At 46.9% G+C, this 8,827-nt stretch carries 9 protein-coding genes and 1 pseudogene; 6 read left to right on the plus strand and 4 right to left on the minus strand.

Annotation, left to right across the window (positions count from 1 at the left end; translation table 11 throughout):
- Both H6F50_RS16950 and H6F50_RS16955 read right to left on the minus strand, forming a co-directional pair.
- A partial coding sequence (locus H6F50_RS16950) for a hypothetical protein (RefSeq protein ID WP_190429607.1) occupies positions 1–335 on the minus strand: 335 nt, incomplete at its 3' end.
- Positions 336–736: 401 nt separating this feature from the next.
- Entirely contained in the window at positions 737–1,531 is a 795-nt protein-coding gene (locus tag H6F50_RS16955; RefSeq protein WP_190410294.1) for a glycoside hydrolase family 16 protein, read from the minus strand.
- A gap of 490 nt (positions 1,532–2,021) precedes the next feature.
- Here H6F50_RS16955 and H6F50_RS16960 point away from each other — a divergent pair, with 490 nt between their 5' ends.
- The gene (locus tag H6F50_RS16960) at positions 2,022–3,002 is read left to right on the plus strand and encodes a glycosyltransferase (protein WP_242029073.1); all 981 of its coding nucleotides are present in this window, start codon (positions 2,022–2,024) and stop codon (positions 3,000–3,002) included.
- Positions 2,999–3,661, plus strand: a complete 663-nt coding sequence (gene nfi / locus H6F50_RS16965; protein ID WP_190410292.1) for a deoxyribonuclease V — start codon at positions 2,999–3,001, stop codon at positions 3,659–3,661. The genes H6F50_RS16960 and nfi overlap by 4 nt, the downstream gene beginning before the upstream one ends.
- Before the next feature lie 98 nt (positions 3,662–3,759).
- On the opposite strand, the gene H6F50_RS16970 is transcribed toward nfi, so the two are convergent.
- The gene (locus tag H6F50_RS16970) at positions 3,760–4,380 is read right to left on the minus strand and encodes a serine acetyltransferase (RefSeq protein ID WP_190429609.1); all 621 of its coding nucleotides are present in this window, start codon (positions 4,378–4,380) and stop codon (positions 3,760–3,762) included.
- Between the two features lie 586 nt (positions 4,381–4,966).
- Between H6F50_RS16970 and H6F50_RS16975 the strand changes: the two genes are divergently transcribed.
- The 4 genes from H6F50_RS16975 to H6F50_RS16990 all read left to right on the plus strand — a co-directional run bounded on the left by H6F50_RS16975 (position 4,967) and on the right by H6F50_RS16990 (position 8,494).
- Complete coding sequence (locus tag H6F50_RS16975) at positions 4,967–5,518, plus strand: FHA domain-containing protein (protein ID WP_190429610.1); 552 nt, start codon at positions 4,967–4,969, stop codon at positions 5,516–5,518.
- A 6-nt stretch (positions 5,519–5,524) separates the two neighbouring features.
- Positions 5,525–7,534: an FHA domain-containing protein gene (locus H6F50_RS16980; protein ID WP_199292211.1), complete on the plus strand. Its 2,010-nt coding sequence runs from the start codon at positions 5,525–5,527 to the stop codon at positions 7,532–7,534.
- Between the two features lie 199 nt (positions 7,535–7,733).
- The gene (locus tag H6F50_RS16985; protein ID WP_190410289.1) at positions 7,734–8,042 is read left to right on the plus strand and encodes a hypothetical protein; all 309 of its coding nucleotides are present in this window, start codon (positions 7,734–7,736) and stop codon (positions 8,040–8,042) included.
- A gap of 26 nt (positions 8,043–8,068) precedes the next feature.
- Positions 8,069–8,494 (plus strand): hypothetical protein, encoded by a 426-nt coding sequence (locus H6F50_RS16990; protein ID WP_190429611.1) that lies wholly within the window; start codon positions 8,069–8,071, stop codon positions 8,492–8,494.
- Between the two features lie 132 nt (positions 8,495–8,626).
- On the opposite strand, the pseudogene H6F50_RS16995 reads toward H6F50_RS16990, so the two are convergent.
- A pseudogene (locus tag H6F50_RS16995) lies at positions 8,627–8,827 on the minus strand (hypothetical protein); the annotation flags it as partial.

Consider the following 8,827-nt stretch of genomic DNA (forward strand, 5'->3'; position numbering starts at 1 on the left):
GCGCGATCGCTGTGAGCGCTCTCTTGCGGATCGGAGTTCAATTGGCTGCTGGGTTCATATTTCTTTTGAACTTCTTCCAGCTGCTTAGTAATTTGATTAATTCTTTGCTTAACCGTCTGAAAGTCAATATTGCGCCAATGAATAATCGTATTTTTTACTTTTTTCTGTTCTCTGTCAGCCACAGCTTGCATTCGCCCCCCTTCACAAATTTTTTTTAACCTGTCTTGTAAATTAATGTAACTTGTGATACGGAACAGTCCACTCCGTCTTGCGGAGGAAGCCAAAGTAAATATCTCCGTATCTTGTACCATTTTTAAGTCGGCGGTTTCAACCACGTCTAAACCGCTGAAACCCTTGCACAATCGGAGGTCGGGTAGAGCGTAAACGTAGGTGTGTTCGTGCCGTAAGGCTTGAGCTTTCAAGGGAGAGTAGCAGGGTAAACTGCCCTAGTGCTGGGTAACGCGCAACTCAATCGCCATGCACCCCGCGCCCAGAGGTGGCTCCCCAGCCTACACATCCGCGATTTGGATTAGTTTTTCACGAGAGCTTAAGATCGTTGTTGTTTCTTGTTTGCAATCGATGGACTTCTTAACCCCCCAATAAATTGGGGGGTTGGGGGAATCAATAATGTAGCGCCTCACAACCCAAATGGTATTCGTTTGTGTAGTCGCGACTTTAGTTGTCAGGCGTTTTTATTGAACCCAAAAAGTGAATTGGATTGACGAGAAAACATCTATTAAGCCTTTTTATAGATGCGGATATAGTCAACATCCAAGTAAGTCGGAAATGGGGTGGTGGTGAGAGGACATCCCGCAAAGCTGTTGCAGCTACCCACGAGATTGCCCACCGCCAGAACCATTGGAAAAGCATCAAACTTTTGCGTGGTGGTAAACTTTTGCACGCCATCGACGAGCCATGTCAAGCGTCCGGGTTCCCAAATTACAGTGTATTCATGAAAGTCGTCGGTGTAGTTAGTTTCGTACAGCTTGGAAACTTCTGACTTCTTTTTACCATCCAGCAAATAGTGCTGCGTAAAAATATTTTCGTTAGGGATGTTTCCCCTAAGTTCAGCAAAGTCGATTTCCGGAGGCCATTTAAAGTCCTGTCGCCACAGCGAAATGTAACCTTGGGTACCTTCTCCCTTTTGAAAACGCGCCCGAACTACCCAACGCCCGTAGGTTTGAGCCGTAAGTTGGGTAAACCCGCCTGCGGTATAAGGAAACGTGACTCCATCCTTAGTGATGGTTTCCTTGGCAATCTTGAGGCGCAAGAGTCCGTTTTGTACAATCAGTGCTGAGTTTCCATTCCACCAGGAAACTGCTCCTGCTGTACTCGGTTTACCCCAGTATCGAACGTAATTCGCTTTATCGAGAGAAGTTGAGTTGAACTCATCTGCGAAGGTAAGAGTCCAACCCGGAATATTCGGAGCGCTTCCGGTCGTGGCAGTGATTGCAGAACCTGTTTGGCTCAGGCTCAATATTGGCACGAGCGGTAGCACAAACAGGAACAAAAACACAAGAATTCTTTTCATTTCGATCGTAACGAATTGTTCATGGCTGTTCCTTGCAGGGGATCAGCCTATTTACTCTTCTGACTTGTTGCGATCGCACCGGACACTATCAGGAACCGCCTGCTTGTCTGGGTAATGCTAACTGTCAAGGAATATATTGTTGTTTACGAGTAGTAACTAGATTTCACTCTCAAGAAGCTTCCGTAAATACTTGATAGAAATGTAGTAATATTTAAACAAATTAAGTAGAAATACTTCGATTAATCGCTCAATAATTTGTTGGTTGAAGCAGCCCCAGAGAGCAGCTAGAGTATCTAGCTAAGAAAATCAGCAAGATAAAGACCCAAATTAAATTTCATAGCTGCTAAATTTCAGTTGAAATGACGTTCTTTTTAATGGCAACAAAGCCATGTTGATAACTAAACACGACTCAGAAGCGGTTATACAGCACCCTGCTTTGGCATTCGCAGGCTTGCTATGGTGATTTCAGGTAAATATGAATTCCCACCCTATGACACAGCCCTTTCTGCCCAGGGTTTCCGTAATTGTCCCTATCTACAATGGTGAGGCGGACTTGCCAGACTTAATCGACTGCTTGCGATCGCAAACTTACTCTGCTGAGTCTGTCGAATATTTGCTGGTCGATAATAATAGTTGCGATCGCACTGCCACCCTTCTCCAGTCAGCCGCCTCCTCAGCCGCCGCTGACGGCTTAACCATTCGCCCGATTGCGGAAAACCAAATCCAAAGCTCTTACGCGGCTCGAAACGCCGGAATTCGGGCATCAACGGCTGAAATTTTTGCCTTTACCGACGCCGATTGTCGTCCTCAACCGCACTGGTTGGCAGACTTGATTGAGCCGTTTGCCAATCCAACGATTGGCATCGTCGTCGGTGAAATTATGGCATTGCCAGGGAACACCCTGTTAGAACAGTACGCTGACCGAGAAAATGTTTTGTCTCAAAAGCATTCTTTAGCAAATCCGTTCTGTCCTTATGGTCAAACGGCTAACTTGGCAATTCGGCGGAAAGCTTTGGAACAGGTAGGTTTGTTTCGCCCTTATCTAACCACTGGCGGCGATGCTGACATCTGTTGGCGCATCCAACGCGAAAGTGACTGGCAATTGCATTTTGCGCCAACTGCTATTGTCCGCCACCGTCACCGCTCCACGTTCCAGGAACTTCAAAGTCAATTGCGTCGCTATGGTCGCTCAAATCGATACTTGCACGAACTGCATGGTGTCAAGCTGACAGCAAACCTGAGTGCAAAGGAATATCTATACCGATTGAGTCGGTGGTTGGTCAAGGAAGTGCCGGTGACAGGTGTGAAAGCGATCGCGGGGAAAGCCGCGCTTGTAGACTTGTTAAGGACTCCGATTAATTTGATCAATGTCCGCGCGAGAGCCGCAGGGCAAAATGAAGCTAGGCTTCCAGAAGCAGCCAAAGTAATTGAGTGGCTGGAAAAACCCCAGGATGTGGAAGTAAATCCATGAAAATCCACCAACGCCACGCATGGCCTGATACGGCTGAGGAAGCGATCGCTATTCAGCAACAACTGAGCAAAGAAGTGATTACTTCAGACCAGTTGGAATCGGTGCAGTATGTCGCCGGGGTCGATATGGGTTTTGAGGAGTCAGGTACCATTAGCAGAGCAGCCGTTGCTGTTCTGAGTTTTCCAGATTTACAGTTACAAGAGCAAGCGATCGCCTTCCGTCCCACTACGTTTCCCTACATTCCCGGATTCCTCTCCTTCCGAGAAATTCCAGCCGTGCTAGACGCCTTAGAAAAAGTCAGCATCACGCCTGACTTAATCCTCTGTGATGGTCAGGGGATTGCCCATCCCCGCCGATTTGGCATCGCCTCCCATCTCGGAGTTCTAATCGACCTTCCCACGATTGGCGTTGCCAAATCTTTGCTCGTTGGTAAGCATGATGAGTTGCCAGTTGAAAAAGGCGCATGGCAACCGTTGCGGTATCGCCGCGAAATCATTGGCGCAGTATTGCGGACGCGCACGGGTGTAAAACCCGTTTATGTTTCTAGCGGACATCGGGTGAGTCTAGAAACGGCGATTGATTATGTGATGCGTTGCACTACGAAATATCGCTTACCAGAGACAACTCGCATTGCTGATAAATTGGCGTCAAATCGATAATGCAAGCTTGAGGGGGATGCGATCGCCGTACAGATTGGTTGCCTAGGGCGATCGCTTCATAGAGTGTCTCAATATAAGCCTTAAATTCAATTCCTAACTTAAACCAATTCTTCTTTTACTTTGATGCCATTCTTCTTCACAATATAAGCGGGAACGCCGACGACCACACAGTTATCAGGAACATTTTTAACGACAACTGCGTTAGCTCCAACCGTAACATTGTTCCCTATCGTTACTCCGCCAATTACTTTAGCACCGGCAGTAATGCGGACATTATCCCCGATTTTTGGACGACTGGTTTTATCTCTATAACCAATTGTCACCTGTTGATTAATCCAGCAATTTTCGCCCATGTCTGCCATAATGATTGTGCTGAAGCCATGCTGGATAAACAGTCCAGGACCAAAAGTAGAAGATGTATCGATAAAAAGGTAAGGACAAGATTTATAAAAATAACTGAATAAATACATAAATATCCTGGCGGATAAGTTTCCTTTAAATAATCGATGATAATACAAGTTCCTAAATTCTTTTTGACGATCCAGCAAAGAAAGTAAATTTCCTAAGTTTGATTCGCCTTTCCAGCCAAATACGTTTACCCAACGCTTTACATCTGCATCAATAATTTCTTTTTCGCTGGTTAAAAAGAAAGGAATTAACAAAGGAGAAACCAAAATTATTCCTAGGTTATATAAAGTTTTTCTAAAAAAATCTTTCATGGGTGTTAGAGAGGAAATCTTAGTTAGCGTAAATCATAGCAAAGGTTTTTACGACATACCATAGTTTATTAAGAGGTGTTTCCAATCCGGGGATAATGCTGACTCCAACTAGAATGCAGTCATATTATCAACAATGCAACTACTTCTTTTAGGTTCAATCTAGGCGGTGAGGAGTCAGAAATCATCAACAGGGCAGGAGTTGACGTTTTAAGTTTCCCAACCTTGCAACTAAAAGAGCAAGCGATCGCTAATTGGTATCAACGCCAGCTATAATTTTATATTTTGCTTCCGTTGACAAAATTATTAAACTGTGCAAGCGAGGTGGTTGGTGCCACCATGAATGCCCAAAGTTAAACGAATTATACGAGAACGACATCGGGAACATAGACAAAGTTTGCCCATAAGTAACGCCTTCTCCTGAAGTAAAGTTGAGCAAAGATAGCGGCTCATCGTCATTTCCCGTAGATTTTCGTTTTTTTAAACTTCCTACACAATTTCAGATTTTTCTTCCAGGTCATGTTAGAAATCAGGACATTAAGACTTGAAGCAGTTTATAGAAAGAAACAATATATAAAGGCTAAGCAATATGAATGAATTAACTTTAGAGTGGCAAGAAGCCGGTCGGGGACAAACCCAAACAATTCACGATCGACAAATCGCTAAACATCCCGGTACTATCCGGATCGGTCGTGACCCAGCTCGATGCGATATCGTTTTGACAGATCCCACGGTATCTGGGCTGCACGTCGAAATATTTTTTAACCCACAGCAGCAAAGCTTTTACTTGCGGAACCTGCGAGAAAGTAATCCGCCGCTAGTGGATGGTCACACCCTCATCCAAGGCGAAGTGCCTCTGAGTCAGGGTAGCACGATCTGTTTAGGACAGATAGAAATCCAGGTGACAAAGGTTTCCTTGGCAGTGGTGGGCGTTCCTCCGACGGTTTTGTTGTCACCGCCATCACCTGTAGCAGGCAAACCCGCCCCCACCGCACCTAACCCAGCGGCTGTAACCTATGGTTTGGAATGTTCCAGTTGCCATCGCGTTTCACCGTATAACTTAATGAATTTGGGGTGTCCGTGGTGTGGCACATCCCTAGCAGCAGCATTGAGCGTTTTAGTCACTCCTAGCAGCAACTAATCAACCATGAATCCAGCACCCATGCGCCTTCGCCTCAGCTGGGACGATCCAGGAACGGGAGAACGCAAAGAACCGACGCTGGCAGTTCCAATCGCACTGGGACGGGAATTTAATCAGATGCCAGGGGAAATGAATGGGCATCGCGTCTCCCGATTAACCCTCAATAGTCTCGAGGTTTCCCGCTTCCACGCCCTGATTGATATGGACGCTGGCGGGTTGGTGGTTATTGACCAAAACAGCAGCAACGGCACCTTGATTAATGGACAACGTCAGACGCGCAGTGTTCTGGGGAATGGCGACTCGCTGCAAATTGGCCCTTATTACATCAGCGTTACCTTCGCTGCCAATCCACCTGCGTCGCCCCCCTCTGGCAATTCTCAGATTTTCTTTCACCCAGACACGGATCTCCCTGACCCCAGGATTAGTCATCCGGCACCCCTGCCTCCGCTTGCTTCCCCCGCGCAACCAGGGGGAACGGCAGCGTTTCCTCCACCGGCTTTTCAGGCGCAGCAAGTCGTCGTACAAGACCTCCATGCCACCGGGTTGCGAGTCGATGAAGTGGACTATGCCGCCGTTGGGGGCGGTTTGGGCAGCTTTGTCTGGGTAGATTTATTAAGAATTTACGGGGTGAAAAGCAGTCAGATTGTGGCTTTGGGAATGGAACCCCAACCGTATGCTCGTTACAAGCGGCTGTGCATGAATTCGCAAATTCCTCTGTACGAACGCCTGCGGTCAAATTCAGATTCTTGCCCCGATAATATTTGGGGTTGGCCTAGTTATGCCCTGCGAGAAGCTGGGCACGATTTGCTCAAGGGAAGCATAGGAACAGCATTCGGGTATTTGTGGCAGGTATTTGCCGAACCGGCTTTTGCCCAAACTTATACCCCTCGTGCGGGTAATGTCTTTGACGCCATTGATAGGGAAGCAAAACGGATTGGTTGGGAACAGATGTTTCGTTACGCCAGCGTCCGTTCGATTCGGAAAACTGAGGATGGACGATATGCGATCGCTTATTCTCGTACCAGTGCCAACCAGCGCGACCATGCTTTCTTAATTGCCCGCAACGTACAACTCGCCACCGGCTACCCGGCGATTCAGTTTCTCCCGGATTTGCAAGCTTACCGGGAAAAAACCAATGATTTTAAGTCCGTCGTTAATGCCTACGAAGAACATAACCACGTCTACGAGCATTTAGAGAAATTTGGCGGTACTGTGATGATTCGGGGGCGGGGGATTGTCGCTTCGCGGATCGTACAGCGAATTTATGAAGCCAGGGCAAAAAATCCAAATATCTCGCTGCTACACTTGATGCGATCGCCGAAACCCCAAGGCAACAAGTTTGGGCGATCACAACGGTCTGTTGAAAATCACTACGAATTTCAACCCTTTAACTGGCCTAAAGCCACTTGGGGCGGTGAATTGCGGATAATGCTTGAAAAAGCAGCACCCGAACAGCGAAAGCGCCTACTCGCAGATTGGGGCGGCACCACCACAGCTGACCGTCAGGATTGGCGACGCATGGTTGAAGAAGGCATCCGTCAAGGCTGGTATCAAATTACCTTTGGGGAAGTGGAACGAGTCGAACGCAACCCTCACTCGTCAGGAATTGAGCGCACCGTTACCTATATTCAAGAAAAAGGATTAAAAGGACAAATTCGCCTCGAAGCTGACTTTATCATTGACGCCACCGGACTCGATGCCAAAGTCAAAGCGAATCCCCTCCTGAACGACCTTGTCACCCATTACAAACTCCCCCTCCATGAAAATGGGCGGATAGCTGTTGCCAACAATTTTGAACTTGTCGAAATGCGATCGCCGCAGGGTCGGATGTATGCTGCTGGTGCCATGACCCTCGGTGGGCCTTACGCCGCTGTTGATAGCTTCTTGGGGTTGCAATATGCAGCATTTTGTGCAGTTGATAGTCTGTCGGCAGCTCGTGCCCCTGGAATCCATCGATTGAACTTTTTAAGTTCTTTTGGGCAATGGATAAAATGGGTCGCGAACCAAGCACCGTAAATTTACTAAACTTGCTCTGGGCACTCAACGGATTGTCAGAGTAGATTTCAGCAATATTGCTGATTCATCTAGAAGCGGGCAAGCAGAAAATATAGATAGATACTGAAAGAAAGTTGACTCCATCAATAACTGCCGTCATAGCCCTGAGCGAGCCAAAAATATGCGAGTCCATTGCACTTATCGGAATGGAGGCCATAAAGTGCGAAAACTCAAAATTTTTAACGAAGTTTTACCTGAAGTCAGGCTGTTCAAGTGTAAAGAAGCTGAGATGAGCAGCAGCTACCTTCTAGAAGATTTGACGATGAAGGAAATTGCTGACTACATGGGTTTTGGCTGTATTTCCGACCCCGAAGAAGCAAATGTCATGTCTGAAACGACAGGGTTGCCAATTGTTGGAAATTCTGTGTGGGTGAAATGCCCATCTAAGCTAGAAGTCGGAACAGTCTATGAAGGTCATTTACGCAAGAAAGAAACGTCCGGACTGCCCGAACTGAAGCTTGAAAACTGATGCGGTAAGTGGATTAAAAATTTACCATGACTCCGACACTCTTCGGTCGTTGGCAAACCCGATTATTTCTACTAGCAACACTGGGCACGTTGGTAACGTTGCCCTTTGCTTTGGGCGTCATTGGTCCCGGTGCCGACTCGCTTTTTTTCTGGATACTAGGGTATGTTGCGGTCTTTGGACTCGGCTGGGATCTCCTATATGACTATATCCAGAAATTCCGTTGGGATCGAGATTGGCCTGGAGCTTTACAGTTGCTTGCCGGTATTTGGGAAGCAGTTTTTATCGGGTTGCTGGTGAAAATATTTAGCTTACCGGGTGTAGGACGGGATCTGCCGTTGCAATGGTTTGTGCTGCACTACAGTCTCGTGTGGCTGAGCGTCTATCTGGCGTCGCATACCATCATGCGAATTTTATTTCCGCGTTGGCGTTTCCACGGGGGTCAGTTAATCTGACGAACGTTGCAGCGGATTGAATCCGGTTTATTAAAAAATCTAAAAATTAGCAGGGTTTATTCGGCGTTACACGCTCAAAGAATCATAATGATTCGTAGGGCGGACAACACCACCCTACAAAAAGCCCATGACTCAAGCGATATCGGGGGGCAAATTTCTGGGATTAGAGTTGAAGGAAGGCCAGTGTTGTTGCCGGTGTTCTTTAATCCGGTTCAGCAAATTTTCCCGAAAAATTTCAGCCCCGGTGGTACGATTACCGGGAGTTTCAAAGAAAATCGTGCTATCAACAATATCTCTGCCAACCATTTCAAACAAAATGTGAGTTACAGGTTC

Origin of the sequence: Coleofasciculus sp. FACHB-712, assembly GCF_014695635.1 — a bacterium.
GTDB lineage: Bacteria > Cyanobacteriota > Cyanobacteriia > Cyanobacteriales > FACHB-T130 > FACHB-T130.

Bases quoted from the DNA above. Each gene is read 5' to 3' on its own strand.
- H6F50_RS16955 (WP_190410294.1), bottom strand. From the start codon at position 1,531: ATGAAAAGAATTCTTGTGTTTTTGTTCCTGTTTGTGCTACCGCTCGTG.
- H6F50_RS16960 (WP_242029073.1), top strand. From the start codon at position 2,022: ATGACACAGCCCTTTCTGCCCAGGGTTTCCGTAATTGTCCCTATCTAC.
- nfi (WP_190410292.1), top strand. From the start codon at position 2,999: ATGAAAATCCACCAACGCCACGCATGGCCTGATACGGCTGAGGAAGCG.
- H6F50_RS16970 (WP_190429609.1), bottom strand. From the start codon at position 4,380: ATGAAAGATTTTTTTAGAAAAACTTTATATAACCTAGGAATAATTTTG.
- H6F50_RS16975 (WP_190429610.1), top strand. From the start codon at position 4,967: ATGAATGAATTAACTTTAGAGTGGCAAGAAGCCGGTCGGGGACAAACC.
- H6F50_RS16980 (WP_199292211.1), top strand. From the start codon at position 5,525: ATGAATCCAGCACCCATGCGCCTTCGCCTCAGCTGGGACGATCCAGGA.
- H6F50_RS16990 (WP_190429611.1), top strand. From the start codon at position 8,069: ATGACTCCGACACTCTTCGGTCGTTGGCAAACCCGATTATTTCTACTA.